The following is a 16375-nucleotide window of genomic DNA, read 5'->3' on the forward strand; positions in this document are numbered from 1 at the left end:
ACCTGTATCCGATAAAGGAGCCCCCGAATTTATCCGTGGGGTCAATGCTTAAATCTAAAATCTAAAATCTAAAATCTAAAATCGATTGGCTCCACAGATGAATCTAGGAGCTTGAACCAGAGTCTAAAATTTTGATCTCTCCACTACGAGTGTCGGAAACTTGTAATAGCGAGCGAGATGCTCGCTCGCTATATCATCCAAATATATTATTTTGATGCAACCCTCCATGATATGAAAGCAAAAATGGGATGCTCCCAAGAAGGCAGTGTGTTAACTTTTATTACAACGGCTATACATCTTATTAGATAAGAGGTATCCTTGAGCTTGCTTATCGAGTTGCTCAGGATGGCAATGACTAGTAGTTGCTAGATATTACGCAATAAAAACGGCGTTGCTGATTTACGGTATGAAAGGCTAAATATGCCAGTCATAGAAACCAGTATCCACAAAGCTTCTGGATGTTAAACTTATTTTTTTTATACCCTGATTAAGCAACGCCTAAAAACAAATAAATCGATAAATTAATTTATTTTATTGCAACACTTCTTTTTTTCAAAGAGCTAAAAGGAGTTGGTTTGGCAAACATCAAAATTAATTGGTGTTAGACGTTGATTTGGAAAATAAAGTTGAGGGAACAGTTTCATTATGCCAGTCAATTTAAGAATTCGATCTTACAAGACGATCGCCATAATATTCATTGCCTCCTTACTAATCAACGTACTCGCGATGAAAAGCACGTACTCTAAGCAGAGCTGCCCAAAAGTGCAAACTTCAATTCAGATTATCGACGAAACGGGCGGGAGGCAGATTTCTGGCACGTCCCTTGACACTTTGCAGGAGTCACCTTTCAAGAACTATGTAACTACCATTTCCAAACACGTCTCTGCCAAGATTGACGATCGGGCACAGTGCCACGGAGATTTGAAAAGTTCTCCAGAAGTCAAGCTTTTTTTCGTTTACCGTCGGCTGGTCAAGACTGCGCCAATCGTAGCACCGTTCAACTTAGAGCGCACGCAATCTAATGGTAGCAGGCATTTGGATAGTCCTTGGGTAAAACTCACGTTCAGCCGTTCGCCCAGGCTCGTTGTGCGTGCGGTGTTCCTATGGAACGAACGACAGTTTCTGTTCGATCAAGCACTGATGTCGGGCATACGCGCCTCGCCCACCAATCCTCTGGTTCCGATTGATGAGCCCATCTTCGAGCAATTTGTACAAGATTACACCGACTCTGTGCTGCTTGTACCGTCTCCAGAAGCCGTATCTGCCGGCCAAACCAGTATTTCAAAACGCTTGCCACCAGAAATCCTTTGGCTGTTTCGCAATGCGTCGCAAAGCACACGCAGTCCTTTCTCCGGGAGGGTGGACTCCGCTCTTAGATCCGCCGTTGGGTTGGCAGCGAGCGGATATACCGATCTTACCAAGGCTCTCGTTGACCAATTTTTCGCGTCAGAAACGACTGAGAGCCGCTACGAAAGCGTTCTCGATCTGAAAGACCTATTCACCCTCGATCGATACCGAATTAAAAACCTTCACTAAGGAGAAAAAAAATGGCTTGGCCCTATTCTCAAAAGACGACGATCACAGGTTTTAATGATCCCCAGCAAGAGGCAGCGATCCTCGCAGTTTTGGAGACAGCATACAACAATTCGTCCACAGCTAAGGCTATGTTCGACAACTGGATTAATGCTGCTCCGGGGAATACAATAGACATAAAATTCATGGCGAATCAGTTTCAGGGTCTTGTTAGAGTTACTCCTAGTGGTAATGTTGGTACTGGCCGAGTGGAAATTGATTTTGCAGAGTTGAACAATGCAAGTTACATCAGTCCGACTGGCAAAGCCGTACCAGATACGTTAAGTAGTTAGACAGAATTAATTACACAAATACATAGTAGAATGATATTCCAGGCAAAATTATGAGTTAATTAGAATTTCATATGATGTTTATCAGAGAAATAAATCCTCTTTCGTCTAAATTACTACAGCGAATTTATCGCCAAAGCCGACATCATCAGGTACGTCAGAGATCACATTGCCTCATATTAGCTTCGCAAGGAGTAAAAAAAGGAGAGTTAATGAATATTTTTCAAATAAGTTATAAGACCCTCTATAACTGGTTCAATCGGTGGGAATCAGAGGGAATGATAGGACTTTATAATAAACCAGGAAGAGGTTCTAAGCCACTATTTAACTCTTCGCAGAAATCTCAAATAAAAGAGTGGGCTAAACAAGAACCAAGGCAATTAAAAAATGTTAGCCAAAAAGTTCAAGAAACCTGGGGCATAACTCCCAGTACAAAAACAATTAAAAGAATACTAAAAACTCTAAATATGAGTTGGCATCGTATGCGTAAAGGAGTGGGAGGAACGCCTCCAGCCCAGGAATATCAAGAGAAAAAGGCACAATTAGAAGAATTAAAGCAATTGGACGATCGAGGTAAAATTGATTTATATTACTTGGATGAAACTGGATTTTGTTTGATTCCTTGTGTCCCCTATGGCTGGCCAGGGGGAACGCATCTTATTGAACACTGTTCATCAGTGGTGAGTATATTTTGAGATAAATTCACCATTATTAGAAGCTACAGACACGCTTTGTAATGACTTTAGTAAGAAAACAGTAACTGATTAATGGTGGTTTTTACGCTTCTGCTAATTTTGAGACAATAAAACTATTACAACCACTGTTTCCCAGTTGTCTAATAGTTAGTAATGAGTTATTCGTGAGAATTTAGTTAACTGCAACAGCGAGGATCTTGGTCAAATAGTCATCATCCCACCCGGCTCGAAGTCGCTTATTTTTTGCTCCAGTTTTTGAAGTTTTCTCTTGATTCAAAAGATTGAGCGAGATGTGTCTAAGAATAGCAAAGTTTTGCGGAGCATTATCTTTTCTAATCCGACACTCATCTTCACGAAAACCCACATCTAATACCCAATGTAAAGAATTTTCAATTCCCCAATGGCTCCGGACTGATTTACCAAATTTTTGAGCATCATTTGGTAAACTACTAATGTAATAACGAGTTTCAATAGTTGTTTTTCCCTTCACTATTCTCACGGATTCTATCATACCTATACTCTGAAATTTCTCCCATTGATTGTCGGGGTCAATCAGCTCTTTGATGTCACTTAACATTAAGTGATGTCGAATTTCTGAGCGACCGTGGTTACTCTCTTTATTCGTCGAATAAGCTGTATGTGTAAATCCCGAAAATCCTTGTCTAATTGCTTGTTTAAACAACTCTTCTACTCTGGCATACAGGGATGGTTGGTTCTTTTTTAAGGTGATTACATAATCTCCTCCTTGTTCGACAATTGACTTCACAATTGACCTTTGACAGCCCATAGCATCAATGGTGACAATGCTTCCATTCAATTCTAATACTTTGATTAAAGCCGGAATAGCTGTGATTTCATTAGACTTTTTATCAACCTTAACTTGTCCTAAAACTAATCTTTGACTCGTCGCCCAAGCACTGACCATATGAATCGCTTTTTTGTCTCCTCCCCGATCGTAAGAATGGCGAAGAGTTTTGCCATCAATTGCGATTACTTCTCCGGGATTGAAGCAACTAATAGATTGAATCCAACTCAAAAAACATTTCTGAAATTGCTCCGGTTTGAGCCGAGAAAATACTCGCGCAATTGTATCATGTGAAGGTATGCCATTCGGCAATTCTAAAATTTTCTTTAACCATTCGTATTTAGCACGCCCGTAACTTTCAATATCCACCCATGTATCAGCACCGCAAATCACGGCACAAATTGAGATGGTGATAATGTCAATTAATTGATGATGTTTTGTCCGCTCAATTCTTGGATCTTCTAAGTCGGCAAAATGGTCGGCGATGGTGATTTTAGGTTTGAGTTTCATACAGGGTAAACTCTAATTAAATGTTTGGTAGGTACTCAATAATTCTTCTCTAATATACCAGATTATGTTAACATAAAGTTTAGATGCGTTCGCCCTGTATGGCTGGCAGGAAATCGGAGAATATTTAACAATTCCTAGTCGTCGTAGTCAGCGAATGAATGTACTAGGAATCATGAATCGAAATAACCATCTTGAAACTTATATTTCATCTCAAAGTATTAATTCAGATGTGGTTATTGCCTGTATTGATGCTTTTTTTCCCACAGTAGATAAGCCAACGGTGATTGTCACCGATCAAGCTTCTATTCATACCAGTGATGCTATTGTTGACAAACTTGAAGAGTGGAAACAACGTAATATTACTCTTTTTGAGTTGCCTTCTTACTCACCTGAATTAAATTTAATTGAAATTTTATGGCGGTTTATTAAGTATGAATGGATTGAAATATCTGCTTACAAGAGTTGGGGAACTTTTGTTACATCTGTGGAAAAAATCCTGAAAGAATTTGGAGAAAACTATGTAATTAATTTTGTCTAGCTACTTAACCACAGGTTTATTACATGAGCTTGTTCATGCGCTGACTGGAAAAGAAGATAATTTCACATCTTTAGATTACAAAGGAGATACTGTTAAGTTTGCAAATCAGATTTACAAGGAACTTGGTCTCCCCGAACAGGTTTCTTACCTTGGTTCAGACAATAAGGGACTCCATAAACTTAATTATGAGTATACGAATGGTGCAGCGATCGATGCTGCCAAAACTGAGGATGAGCGCTACTTAAGTTCGACCTCACTCGGTACGTCGAGGGACCTGCTAATCGGAGGATCACTCGATAACACTCTTCTGTCTGGTGACGGCAATGACTTTTTGTTCGGCGCTGGCGGCAATGATACGTTGAGCGGAGGCGCTGGTACAGACACTGGAGTTTATTTTGGGAAGGAAACTGACTACGACATCCAGAAAAATTCAGATGGTTCTTGGTCAGTTAGCCATGCACGCGGTGCAAAGGACGCTGGTTCAGATACGCTGAGAAACGTCGAATTCTTGCAGTTTGACGGCGGCAAGACATACAAACTTGCAAAGGGTGGTCTTACCTTCCAAACCGATTTCGCTCTTGTGATCGACACTACAGGCAGCATGGGTTCATCAATAGGAAGTGTGAAAGCGCAGGCATCTTCACTTATTGATGCAGTATTCGCTGGCGGCAAGAACGATGGTCGCATTGGGGTGGTCGGGTTTAAGGACAGTATCAGTGGGGAACCGTCACAGGTTATTCTCCCGTTTACAAATCAAGACGACTTTGCCACCAGAAAAGCCGCCGCACTTGCAGCAATAAATAGCATCACTGTAGGCGGTGGTGGCGACACTCCGGAGACAGCCTTTGACGGGCTTCGTGTTGCACTAGACGGGTCTATGGGGCAATGGAGGTTTGGCGCAGGCGTGCTTCGGATCGCTCTATTTACAGACGCACCAGCGAAAGACGGCGCCCTAGCTAGCCAAGTGAACGCCCTTGCTAGTAGTATTGGAGCCACGGTAGCAGGGCGTTCCTCCGTGGCGGGATCGAGCGGCTCAGTCGATACCTTTACCCTTGCGTTGGGAGATAACGGTTCGAGCAGTACACAACAACGACGTTATTCAAGTGACTCCGACGCTAATCCTCCTTTCCCATTTGTGCCATCCGACGATGACGATCCCATCACTCCCGATCCGACGGATCCGACAACTGCACAAGTGCAAATATTTACAATATTCACTGGCCCTAATGGCACTAATACGTCTGCCCTTGAGGATATAGCAGACACCACTGGGGGCGAGTTCCTTAAGACCACAACAAATGAGGACTTGGTGAGCATCTTGCTCAACATCATCAATTTACCGCCCGGGTCTGCGAATACTCCTCCCACAGCGGAAAATGACAACGTCACAACGAACCAGAACATCGCCGTTAGTATAAATGTTTTAGCTAACGACAGTGACCCTAATGGAGATGTCATAACCGTAGAAGCATTTGACAGCGTTTCTGCGGAAGGAGGTAACATTGTTCTGGATAATCGCGGTACGCCTGATAACCTTGCTGACGATCGATTAGTTTACACTCCTTTAGCGACCTTTAGCGGCAGTGACAGTTTCACTTATACGATTAGCGATGGAACTGCTACAGCTACGGCTTCAGTTGTTGTTGAAGTCGGCGTTGACCTGGACGGCAGTAATGTGACAGATGAACTAACAGGGACACCAGGAGACGATCGCCTTAATGGAGATAATGGGGAAGGAACGCTTATTAACATGGGTGGGGTGTTTTTAGGAGATGGTAACGACACAATCACTAGCACTGGCGGCATTTACAACGAGGGTGTCATTGATACTGGCAATGGTGATGACTTTATCTTTGTTGACGGAGGCGTTGATGGTACTGGTACCGGATATGGCATTTATAACAACGGCGGTAACATTAATACTGGTGATGGTAACGACTCCATCATTGCTCATGAAGGCTTTGAGTCAGGCTTGAATAGCAGTGGAAGTGTGTTTTTAGGAGAGGGCGAAGACTATATCAAGGGTTTTGGTAGTGGTGATTTTTATGGCGGAAACGGTAATGACACACTAGAATTAACGCCAGGAAGTTATACCGTTGGCATATGGGACACATCGGCGACTTTCACCCAAGGTAACCAACTTATGATAACTTCCGAGTTTGAAAAACTCATAGCTGGTGGCACAACGTATGACTTCACCAGTTTGACTGCTGGTCAGACAATTATTATCGTCTAGCAGTCTATTTGGAAGTAGGGGACAGCTAGCTATGAGAAAAGTTTTGCTGTCCTGAAAGATCCTTGATTCTTTACTGATAACGCTTTTCTCCAATCTCATGAAATAAAAGGTTAAAAATTGTCTCTAGAGCCTCTATTTTTAGATTTCACGGACTGCTTTACCGAGTGCGATCGGGAGTCGATCGACTCCCACCCGAATTATTGGTACGAAGGCCGTTGTCCTCAAAGCGGCGAGCTGCTGAGACTGCCGCGCACTCGAATGTCAGAGGATCTGGCCCGGGGTTTGATGCAGTACCTTGCTGCTGACGATTTCTACGATCGCGAAGGGAAGATGTACGGCATATTGCTGGTGGAGATGCCTTCGGGGGAACAGGGGATACTCAAAGCATTTTCCGGGCTGCTGAACGGTTGCAGCATTGTTGAGGGGTGGGTGCCACCGATTCCGGGACGAGATCGTGTGGCTTTCGAGGAAGCCCGCACCTTAACTCAATTGGAGGCGATGAAACAGGAACTGATTGCACTCAATCAACTCCCGCAGCGACAAGAGTATGAAGCCTTATTTCGGGAGTTTGAATTGCAAGTGCAAGTTTTGAGCGATCGGCATCGCAATTGCAAGCAGCAGCGAGACGAAAAACGCCAGTTACTGTGTCAAACTCTCGCAGCAGAAACGCTAGAGATTGCCCTGGAACAACTGAATAAAGAAAGCCGTTTGGAGAAAAGTGAACGCAGGCAATTGAAACGGCAGCGGGATGAAACATTGCAGCCGCTAAAACAATTAATTGAAGCTGCGGATCGGCGGATGCGCGCGTTGAAACAGCGGCGAAAAGAACTTTCCCGCGAACTTCAGACGCAAATGCACGCGGCTTACACTCTGATGAATTTTTTGGGAAAATCGCGATCGATCTCCTCATTGATGCCAACTAATTCTATTCCGACGGGCACCGGCGACTGTTGCGCGCCAAAATTGCTCCACTACGCGGCAGTACACAATCTGAAACCGCTGGCAATGGCTGAGTTTTGGTGGGGGCCGCCATCGGAGGATAAGATACAGGGAGAATTTTATGGTGCTTGTGGCGATCGGTGTCAGCCGTTGATGGGTTTTTTGCTGTCAGGATTGGCTCAAAATCCGATTGTTTCTAATATAAATGAGGGTTTGACGGGCGGGCTAGAAGCCCAACCCCTACTCCCCACAAGCAATAATATTTCTTGTGGAACGGGCATCTTGCCCGTTGCGGGCGGGCTAGAAGCCCAACCCCTACTCCCCACAAATCATCATATTTCTTGTGGAACGGGCATCTTGCCCGTTGCGAGCGGGCTAGAAGCCCAACCCCTACTCCCCACAAGCAATAATATTTCTTGTGGAACGGGCATCTTGCCCGTTACCCAAATGCTACCGATTATCTATGAAGACAAATGGTTAATTGCGGTGAATAAACCTTCAGGGTTGCTGTCAGTCCCAGGTCGTTATTTAGAAAATCAAGATAGTGTTTTCAGTCGTTTGCGTAACTTGTTACTTGATAGTTTAAATTTGACAGTTGTGCATCGTTTAGATTGGGAAACATCTGGGATTTTGCTATTGGCGCGGGACAAAGAAACTAGCAGTCAACTCAGGCAGCAATTTGCACAAAAGCAGGTTCACAAAGTTTATGAAGCGGTGCTTTCGGGTACTGTAAAAATAGATGCGGGGACGATCGATCTTCCACTTTGGGGCGATCCAGAAAATCGCCCTTACCAGCAAGTCAATTGGGAGTGCGGAAAGCCCAGTGTTACTCGCTTTCAGGTAATGACGAGGGAGGGAAATTGCGATCGCGTCGAGTTTTTGCCGCTGACGGGACGCACGCATCAATTGAGGGTTCATGCAGCGGATGTTCGAGGGTTGGGGATACCGATTTTGGGCGATCGACTTTACGGATGTCGGGATGCTGCGAAGCGGCTACACTTGCACGCGCGGGAACTTTCGTTTGAGCATCCGCAGTTGGGAGAAAAGCTGCACTTACAGGCAGAAACACCATTTTGAGCTAAGGGCGATCGGGCCACGATCGCTATCTGTACAATAACTAATAACTAATAACCCACAACTACCACTGGGGATCGGAAGCCATCAAAGCAGTCGCAGCCTCGCTGGGTAACGGCTTAGCAAAAAAATAACCCTGACCATATTCGCAGCCGATCGACCTCAACCGGGCTAATTGTGCCGCCGTCTCCACACCCTCAGCAATCACATCCATACCCAAAGCATGAGCCAGCGCCACAATCGTCCGCACGATCGCCACATTCTCCCCCTCGCTTTCGAGCTCCATTCGCCCCACAAACGACTTATCAACCTTCAAAGTATCCGTAGGAAACCGACTCAAATAACTCAACGACGAATAACCAGTGCCAAAATCATCAATTCCCAACTTGACATTTAACGCTTTCATCTGCTTCAAAACCGCGATCGCCGACTCCACATCCTCCATCACCACACTCTCAGTAATCTCCAACTTCAAACTCTCGGCACTCAAACCCGTTGTTTCCAAAATCACCTTCAGGCGATCGACCAAATCCGGCTGAGCAAACTGCTTCCCAGATAAATTTACACTCATAATCAAAGCTCGATCGAAACCAAACATTTCCTCCCACAGTCGCAACTGCCTACAAGCCTCCTCCAACACCCACTCACCCAGCGGCACAATTGCCCCCGTTTCCTCAGCCACCGGAATAAACTTGATCGGCCCAATCAAACCCCGCAGCGGGTGTTGCCAGCGTACCAAAGCCTCAAACCCAATAATCCTCCCGCTTGCCAAAGAGACAAACGGCTGATAGTGCAGCAAAAATTCCCGACGCTTGAGGGCAATCCGCAAATCCGTCTCCAACTGCAACCTCTCCACCGCCAAAGCGTGCATCGAAGCATTAAACACCTGATACCTTCCCGTTCCCAAAGCCTTCGCCCGGTACATCGCCGTGTGGGCATCCCGCAGCAAGTGTTCCGGCTGTTCCCTGACAGTAGCAGCGGGTTCGCCCCCCAGGGCAATCCCGATGCTTGCAGTCACAAACACCTCCTGCCCATTCAACTCAAAAGGCACAATTAAAGCTTTGTGAATTCGATCGGCCAAATCCACAGCACTGTCAACATCAATATTCCTCACCAAAATCGCAAAATCATCGCCTCCCACCCGCGCCACAGTATCCGCGCGACCAATACTTGCCCTCAACCGCAGCACCACCGCTATCAGCAGTTCATCCCCCACCAAATGACCCAAAGAATCATTAATCACCTTAAACCTGTCTAAATCCAGAAACAGCACCGCAAACAGATGGCTGTGGCGGCCCCTAGTATTGGCGATCGCCCGCCCCACGCAATCCACGAACAAATCCCGGTTGGGCAAACCCGTTAGAGAATCGTGAAAAGCATCGTAAAGCTTCCTGTAAGCACTGACACCCACACCAGTCACCACCAAACCCAAAGTCGGCGACACTAACGGTATCCAACCACCCAGGGTAAAAATTCCATAACTAATCCCCAACAAAGCCATCAATCCCACACCCCCAGCCAATCCCGCCCTCGCAGGATGCTGAATCCGCCAAGCCACAACCCCGCCAACCATCGCCCAAGCACCGTTCCACAAAATTTCCGCCCATTCCGGCCATACCCAAAACAGCGATCGTCCATCCAAAACCGCACTCAATATTTGGCTGAGCATTTGCGCGTGCAGCAACACCCCCGGCATTTTCGGACTTTGCTTTTTAACCGGGCTGTAAGGCGTCAAAAACAAATCTCTGGTACTCGGTGCCGTCGTCCCGATCAGCACAATCTTGTCCTTAACCCAGCTTGGTTCAATTTCCCCGTTCAATACCTGCCTGATACTGACTTGTCGCGCCACATCCTTACCAGAACGGTATTTGAGCAGAATTTGGTAGCCTGTGGTGTCAATATTTGCATAGCCGCCGCTGTCAGAAGTTAAAGGCACAAATTCTGCCTTTCCCCAGTCGATTTGGTGGGGATGAACAGCGCTATTTTTCTGCTGTACTCTGTCTTTGAGATAGAGCAAAGCCACTTGCATAGAAAACGATAAAGCAATCTTTTTGTCTGGTTGCGAGACTGAGAGCAAATTGCGGCGTACAACACCATCAGGATCGAGCACGAAGTCGTTAAAACCAACTCGATCGGGCGGTATCCCCGGAGGCGCAGGCACTCCCTGACTTTCTGAATCGCTCAATTTATAGATCGCCACCACATTCGGTGCTTTCAGCGCTGCCAGCAATTCTTGGTGTCCCGGCGCTTGAGGCAAATCCCGGTACAAATCCAAACCGATGACTTTTGGCTGATACTTTTGCAGTTTTGTCAAGGTTTGAGCGATCGCACCGTCGGAAACCGGAAATCTCCCCAAAGCTTGAATATCGGCTTCAGAAATTTCCACTACCAGCAGTCGCGGATCCGGGCCGGAATCTGGCTGCAAGCGCACTAACGAGTCAAAACTCCCCAACTCCCAGCTTTGCAGGCCTCCCAACTGCCGAACTCCCATATTCAGCAGCGTTACAGTCGCGCCCACAAGCATTGCAGGCAAAATCCTCACCCGTCGGTTTTGAGAACTCAGGTTGAGGCCAGTTGCCACAGACATGACATATCGAAGATTTCGAGAGAATTTGGCAGTCACAGAAAAAATATGTCGGTGCAAATTAGCTTTGCACAAGTCTGTTCTTACAGAATTGAGCTTAATATGAGATTGAATGTAATTTTTTCAGAACTTGTGCCGCAACCGAGTTTCTTTAAGCTAATTACTCGATGCAGGCAAAGTATTTCTCGAATGGGAACCGGGTTTTTGAAGATTTGCCGACAAATCCTGTCTTTCATTGCTTGTTTCCCCAAATTCGCACAAGCGTTAAAATTTAGTCGATCGAACTTTCAGGATATTTTTGAGATTATGGCGAATCAACTTCCGATTCCGGTGATTGTTAACGGTGCAGCAGGCAAAATGGGCCGCGAAGTAATTAAGGCGATCGCCCATGCTAGTGATATGACCTTATTTGGGGCTGTAGACCGCTCTCCTGAGTGCCTCAACGCCGATGCCGGCGAATTAGCCGGATGCGGCCCGTTAGAAGTTCCCATCACTGACGACTTGCAAGGAATGCTGGTATTAGCAGCTCAGGAAAAGCAGTTAGGCGTGATGGTAGATTTTACGCACCCTTCGTCAGTTTATGAAAACGTGCGATCGGCCATAGCTTACGGCATTCGCCCGGTAGTCGGCACTACTGGCTTGAGCAGCGAGCAAATTCAAAAATTAGCTGAATTTGCCGATAAAGCTAGCATCGGCTGTTTGATCGTACCCAATTTCTCGATCGGCATGGTTTTGCTCCAACAAGCCGCCGTCACGGCATCTCAGTATTTTGAACACGTAGAAATTATCGAGCTGCACCACAATCAAAAAGCCGACGCCCCCAGCGGCACGGCAATTCAAACTGCCCAAATGTTAGCAGAGATGGGAAAAACTTTCAATCTGCCAGAAGTTGAGGAAACCGAAAAATTAGCCGGAGCTCGAGGTTCACTGGCCGATGAAGGGATTCGCATTCACAGCATCCGTTTACCCGGTTTAATTGCCCACCAAGAGGTAATTTTTGGCGGCGCCGGTCAAGTTTATACTTTACGACACGATACCAGCGATCGAGCTTGTTATATGCCAGGAGTCTTGCTGTCTATACGCAAAGTCCTTGAATTGCGATCGCTCGTTTACGGCCTGGAAAAAATCTTGTAGTCATTAATCATTAGTCATTAATCATTAGTCATTAGTCATTGGTAATGTGGAATTAATCTGACTTCTAATATTATGTCCGGTCGATTACCCCTAATACGGTAGGGGCGGGTTCACGAAAAATATCAGCCAATAATTGACAATCTCAAAAACCCGCCCTTTTAATCGCGGTCACTCGATCGCACATGATATAACTTCTGATTTGTGACTTCAACATCAATCAGTTAAATCTGTTAAATGCCTTAATATAATCAGCTTCCGAACAGACAGCCGTTGCATCCCGTACATTGCTCGTTGCCAAACTTCCTATGCTAATTCCCTTAACCCGCGAAACCTTTCAAGAACTAATTCCCGCCGTCGCCACGGGAGCGCAATACAAATATATCTGGGGAAAACCGCCCGATTTTTTGAGGCGAATGTTAATCTCAGCAGTCAGCGTAGTTTTCCTCCTGGTAGTCTACAACTTCGCCGGTTCCGATGTCGCGCCGCTAGTTTTAATCACCGGATTGATAGCTGGTTTGTACTGGCTGTGGGGGCCCATTTTGTGGGCGAGTTTGCGGAATGCAGAATGCCGCAAATATCAATACTGCGGTTTTTGGCAAGGACGAGTTTTGGATATATATATTACAGATGAAGTCACAAGTCAAGAAGAAACAGTCAATCAAAAAGGACAACTCGTAATAGTTGACAACCTAGAGCCACGAATCAACTTAGAAGTTGGTGACAAAACGGGATTTACTACTACACTTCGAGCTCCATTGCGGAAAGATCACCAAGGAATTGTCCCCGGTCAAGCTGCTTTAATGTTAATTATGTCAAATCAAGAAGATTTAGGCAGAATTGCCAAAGTTTCAGATATTTATATTCCCAGCCGTGACGTGTGGGTGAGCGACTATCCTTATTTACGCAGAGATTTGTTTGTAGAAATGAGCCAACAGATTAAAAAAGGCAGGAAAAAAGACCGCGATCGCACTAATCCAAGCAGAGATGTAAAAAGGCGATCGTCCGCTGATTATTAATATTCATCGTAGCCACAAATTTAAGAGCGATCGCAATTTCAACTTAGGACAAAATTCACTCTTATAGCTCGTAATGCCTACGGTTCTTCAGGTTTGCCCCTACAGTTTCATCTTTTTTAGTTCCGATCGAGGCGAACCAGCCCACATTCATGTTAAGGATCGCGAATTAAATAACTTACAATTTTAATTGTTATAGTGGGATGGGCGTCCTGCCCGTCCAAAAAGGACGGGCGGGACGCCCATCCCACTTTCAAGAGTGGAAGTTATTTAATTCTCATTCCTAAGCGCGATCGGCAACTTGCCAAATTTTGGATGACTCCTGTATCTCTAGAAAAAAATCGAGGCTTCAAAGAGCATGAATTCTCCCAAATCCGGCTCTAATACCCCCTTTATTTTTTAGTCTCTTAGAGAGAGACGCAAGGCAAGTCTAGGATCGGTTTCAACCGCCGAGTCTTATAAAAGGGATTTCTAACCCGAATTTAGTATTAGTTCAAGCTCTCAGATTCATCTGTGGAGTCAATCTAAAATCTAAAATCTAAAATCTAAAATCGACTGACTTCTCGATCAACTGTTCCCCTCTTGGCCGTAAGCTTGCCAAGCCAAATCCACCAGCCCGTTAACAATAGCCACAGCCACCACCGCAGACCCCTTGCGGCCCTCAATCCGAATGTGAGGAATCATCGAATCGTGCAGCCGCGACTTAGCCACATCAACCCCCACAAACCCAGAAGGAGTCCCAATCACCAAAGCTGGCCGAATTTCCTCAGATTCAATCAAATCTACGATCGCCGACAAAGCAGTTTGAGCCTGGCCCACCACAAAAATCCCTTCAGGATAGCGTCTTGCCAAAGTTTCAATCCCCCAAGCCGCCCGCGTCCTTTCCCTTTGGGGGCGCGTCAAAGCCTCCATCGAACAGTAAACCGGATTCGCAAAGGTACTTTGGATCAAGGGCGTAATGCCCACCTGCACCATCGGCACATCTACCACAATCGTAGTTCGAGCAGCCAAAGCCGCCGCCCCAGCCTGCAAAGCCTGATCGGAAAAACTAATTAAAGACTTGTACTCAAAATCAGCAGTCGCATAAATCACGCGGCGGACTATTTCGTACTCCGCCGCGGAAAAACCGTGGTCGCCAATTTCGTTATCGATTAATCCCAGACTCTGGGCATCGCTTACGTGCCATTCCATTTGTTGGATAGCTGTTGCCTGTGAGTTGTCAGGTATCAGCTTACCAGCTTTTAGTCATTCGTTGACTGTTGATTGTTGACTGTTGACTGTTGACTGCCAACTGACAACTAAGGATCGTCAATTAAATAATTTCCCTTTTTTCTTGTGGGACGGGCGTCGGGCCCGCCCAGAAAGGACGGGCCCGACACCCATCCCACAACAAACATGAAAAGTGGATTTTATTTAATTCTCATTCCTAAGTTTCCGACGAAGAAGATTTGCCCAACACCGGAGTCAGGAATGCCACCAAAACTCCGATCGCAAAACCGGACACATTCCGAACCACAGGCAACCAGTCAGAAGTCCGAGTCACCACCGGCCCCAGTCCGAAAGCAAAAAACAGAATGCCCCACAGCGGCGAAAAAATCAGCGCCCACTGCCAAGCCACAACCTGTCCCGGCTTCCGAGGCTGAGCCGCAAACCCGCAGATGACGCCACCAACCACCGACGTAATTAACGTCAGAACCCACTGTTCCCTCGGCAAACCGGGAACCACGCGGCATCCGCCCTGACGCAAACAGCCTTCTATGGACTCCAAAGATTCAATAATCGCTCGATCTTCGCCATTGTCCCGCACAAAAAATTGATTACCGTAGCGGGTTTGCAGTTCCACCCAAAAAGTGCGCGGCAGCAGCGGATACAGCGAGTCGCCCACATTAAAATTGAGCAAATTGCCCCCTCGCGGGTCAGCAACTAATAACACACTCTTGTCATCTAGCCCCCAATAGCTTTTGACAGCCAAACCGGGGGTGCGATCGTACTGAGTCAGCACTCGCAGTTTCCAGCCGGTTTCGGCTTCAAATGCCTTTAAATTTTTTGCCAAAGTTTGTTCTTCAATATCCGTGAGGGCTTTAGCTAAATCAATGATCGGCGTCTGAGTTGACGGCAACAAATCGGGGTTGTTGAAAGCGTGGGCCGCAGGTGCGATCGTCCACACGGACAAAGCCAGAAAAAATGCGGCAACAGAGGCTAGAAATTTTCGCGGGAAAAGCTGTGACATAGGAACTTATAATCCGGGTCTTAATTGTGAATGCTAGCTGGCGGTCTTAACCAGAGGATAAGAGAAAACTCATATTTCTTTACAATTATTTACTTTACAGGAAGCCGAGAGCAAGGGGAAGGGTTCGGGGAAGGAAAGTTTTGAACAGGGAAGGGACTGACAATTAACTGTAGAGGGCGCAGTTGCGATCCAGGGCCAACCATCGTTAAGCAAGAGCTCGATTTCCTGACGGGGTGAGTATCGATCCCAGATATTGCACCCGCAATCAAAAACCTGTAGGCGCGGGTTCACCAAAAGCTTTAAGGGGTGCAGACAGGTTAAATAAACCCGCCCCCACCTACAAAAAAGCCCCTTATTGATATTGGTGCAACATCTCAGATTAATAATAATTCAAGCCGATGGTAACAAAGAGAGACCCTGTGTGCGATCGGTTATTTAAGTATTTTCCTGCCTGAAAAAACTTACCTTCATAAAGATTTAGCATAAGTTGAAAAACTACCAGTAAATATACTGGAAATCCAACAGACTAGCAACACCCAAAAAAGCTCTAAAATTATGTATTTTCCCGAATATCTTTATCATCGAGCCGAGCCGATAATGATGAGCAACCGCTGAATAATGATTTAAAAAAAATTAACCATTTCTCAAGGAGCGCCCAGAGTGCCTTTAACCGACCAGATTAGACCTCTTGCAAAATAATTTTATGATATAATGAAAAGTTTTGCTGAAAGTTGATTGAATCCCAACTCTTAACT

11 protein-coding genes and 1 pseudogene are annotated in these 16375 nt (G+C 45.8%); 8 read left to right on the forward strand and 4 right to left on the reverse strand.

From position 1 onward, the window contains the following. Window positions 1-645: 645 nt before the first annotated feature. The 3 genes from QT973_RS23520 to QT973_RS23530 all read left to right on the forward strand — a co-directional run bounded on the left by QT973_RS23520 (window position 646) and on the right by QT973_RS23530 (window position 2557). Window positions 646-1536 carry a hypothetical protein gene (locus QT973_RS23520; RefSeq protein WP_333392281.1) on the forward strand — a complete coding sequence of 297 codons (891 nt, stop codon included), beginning with the start codon at window positions 646-648 and terminating at the stop codon, window positions 1534-1536. Window positions 1537-1547: 11 nt separating this feature from the next. Beyond that, a complete protein-coding gene (locus QT973_RS23525) occupies window positions 1548-1865 on the forward strand; it encodes a hypothetical protein (RefSeq protein ID WP_333392284.1) in 318 nt (105 codons plus the stop codon). A 74-nt stretch (window positions 1866-1939) separates the two neighbouring features. Next, window positions 1940-2557: an IS630 family transposase gene (locus tag QT973_RS23530; RefSeq protein WP_333392300.1), complete on the forward strand. Its 618-nt coding sequence runs from the start codon at window positions 1940-1942 to the stop codon at window positions 2555-2557. 172 nt (window positions 2558-2729) lie between these two features. Here QT973_RS23530 and QT973_RS23535 read toward each other — a convergent pair whose 3' ends face one another. Further along, window positions 2730-3872 (reverse strand): ISAs1 family transposase, encoded by a 1143-nt coding sequence (locus QT973_RS23535; protein WP_333392291.1) that lies wholly within the window; start codon window positions 3870-3872, stop codon window positions 2730-2732. Between the two features lie 97 nt (window positions 3873-3969). On the opposite strand from QT973_RS23535, the pseudogene QT973_RS23540 reads away from it, so the two are divergent. From QT973_RS23540 to QT973_RS23550, 3 genes and pseudogenes are all read left to right on the forward strand, one after another. Continuing rightward, window positions 3970-4410 (forward strand): annotated as a pseudogene (locus tag QT973_RS23540) (IS630 family transposase); the annotation flags it as partial. Beyond that, window positions 4403-6646 (forward strand): Ig-like domain-containing protein, encoded by a 2244-nt coding sequence (locus QT973_RS23545; protein ID WP_333392294.1) that lies wholly within the window; start codon window positions 4403-4405, stop codon window positions 6644-6646. The pseudogene QT973_RS23540 and the gene QT973_RS23545, both read left to right, overlap by 8 nt. 117 nt (window positions 6647-6763) lie before the next feature. Next, window positions 6764-8662 carry a pseudouridine synthase gene (locus QT973_RS23550; RefSeq protein WP_333392297.1) on the forward strand — a complete coding sequence of 633 codons (1899 nt, stop codon included), beginning with the start codon at window positions 6764-6766 and terminating at the stop codon, window positions 8660-8662. Between the two features lie 61 nt (window positions 8663-8723). Here the strand turns inward: QT973_RS23550 and QT973_RS23555 are convergent, their stop codons facing one another. After that, window positions 8724-11246, reverse strand: coding sequence for an EAL domain-containing protein (locus tag QT973_RS23555; protein ID WP_333208447.1), 2523 nt, complete (start codon window positions 11244-11246; stop codon window positions 8724-8726). A 303-nt stretch (window positions 11247-11549) separates the two neighbouring features. On the opposite strand from QT973_RS23555, the gene dapB reads away from it, so the two are divergent. Both dapB and QT973_RS23565 read left to right on the forward strand, forming a co-directional pair. Continuing rightward, window positions 11550-12377 carry a 4-hydroxy-tetrahydrodipicolinate reductase gene (dapB, locus tag QT973_RS23560; protein WP_333208486.1) on the forward strand — a complete coding sequence of 276 codons (828 nt, stop codon included), beginning with the start codon at window positions 11550-11552 and terminating at the stop codon, window positions 12375-12377. 305 nt (window positions 12378-12682) lie between these two features. Then, entirely contained in the window at window positions 12683-13393 is a 711-nt protein-coding gene (locus QT973_RS23565; protein ID WP_333058320.1) for a phosphate ABC transporter permease, read from the forward strand. A 564-nt stretch (window positions 13394-13957) separates the two neighbouring features. Here the strand turns inward: QT973_RS23565 and QT973_RS23570 are convergent. After that, entirely contained in the window at window positions 13958-14581 is a 624-nt protein-coding gene (locus tag QT973_RS23570; RefSeq protein ID WP_333058319.1) for a precorrin-8X methylmutase, read from the reverse strand. A gap of 235 nt (window positions 14582-14816) precedes the next feature. Further along, window positions 14817-15620 carry a TPM domain-containing protein gene (locus QT973_RS23575; RefSeq protein ID WP_333058318.1) on the reverse strand — a complete coding sequence of 268 codons (804 nt, stop codon included), beginning with the start codon at window positions 15618-15620 and terminating at the stop codon, window positions 14817-14819. Window positions 15621-16375 lie beyond the last annotated feature (755 nt).

This window comes from Microcoleus sp. Z1_A1 (assembly GCF_036700305.1).
Lineage (GTDB): Bacteria > Cyanobacteriota > Cyanobacteriia > Cyanobacteriales > Microcoleaceae > Microcoleus.

Bases quoted from the DNA above. Each gene is read 5' to 3' on its own strand.
- QT973_RS23520 (WP_333392281.1), top strand. From the start codon at position 646: ATGCCAGTCAATTTAAGAATTCGATCTTACAAGACGATCGCCATAATA.
- QT973_RS23525 (WP_333392284.1), top strand. From the start codon at position 1,548: ATGGCTTGGCCCTATTCTCAAAAGACGACGATCACAGGTTTTAATGAT.
- QT973_RS23530 (WP_333392300.1), top strand. From the start codon at position 1,940: ATGTTTATCAGAGAAATAAATCCTCTTTCGTCTAAATTACTACAGCGA.
- QT973_RS23535 (WP_333392291.1), bottom strand. From the start codon at position 3,872: ATGAAACTCAAACCTAAAATCACCATCGCCGACCATTTTGCCGACTTA.
- QT973_RS23555 (WP_333208447.1), bottom strand. From the start codon at position 11,246: ATGTCTGTGGCAACTGGCCTCAACCTGAGTTCTCAAAACCGACGGGTG.
- dapB (WP_333208486.1), top strand. From the start codon at position 11,550: ATGGCGAATCAACTTCCGATTCCGGTGATTGTTAACGGTGCAGCAGGC.
- QT973_RS23565 (WP_333058320.1), top strand. From the start codon at position 12,683: ATGCTAATTCCCTTAACCCGCGAAACCTTTCAAGAACTAATTCCCGCC.
- QT973_RS23570 (WP_333058319.1), bottom strand. From the start codon at position 14,581: ATGGAATGGCACGTAAGCGATGCCCAGAGTCTGGGATTAATCGATAAC.
- QT973_RS23575 (WP_333058318.1), bottom strand. From the start codon at position 15,620: ATGTCACAGCTTTTCCCGCGAAAATTTCTAGCCTCTGTTGCCGCATTT.